Raw genomic sequence first — 273 nt, 5'->3', positions numbered from 1 at the left:
CAGATGAAAGATAGTTTTACAGAAAGAAGTAAGAAGCTGAGTGAGGAATTAGAGAGGTGTCTACTGGCTGATAAAAATATTTTGGTCATATTAGACATAATGGATAGACTGAATTTATCAGATTGCTGGCTCTGTGCGGGAACTATCCGTAATTTCATTTGGAATCAATACAGTTTTGATGAAGAAACAGATGTTGATCTTGTGTTTTTTGATGAAAATATTTCTTATGAAGAGACAATGGAAATAGAAAGCAATTTATATCAAAACTATCCA

At 32.2% G+C, this 273-nt stretch carries 1 protein-coding gene; it reads left to right on the top strand.

Annotated elements, in window-relative coordinates; translation table 11 throughout:
• On the top strand, window positions 1–273 hold a 273-nt coding region (locus C1G53_RS00240), incomplete at both ends, for a nucleotidyltransferase family protein (protein ID WP_419579778.1).

It is taken from the genome of Streptococcus suis (assembly GCF_002960445.1).
Classification (GTDB): Bacteria; Bacillota; Bacilli; order Lactobacillales; family Streptococcaceae; genus Streptococcus; species Streptococcus hyiners.
Note: the sequence above shows the minus strand (reverse complement) of the source record. Positions and strands in the feature narration are given on the sequence as shown.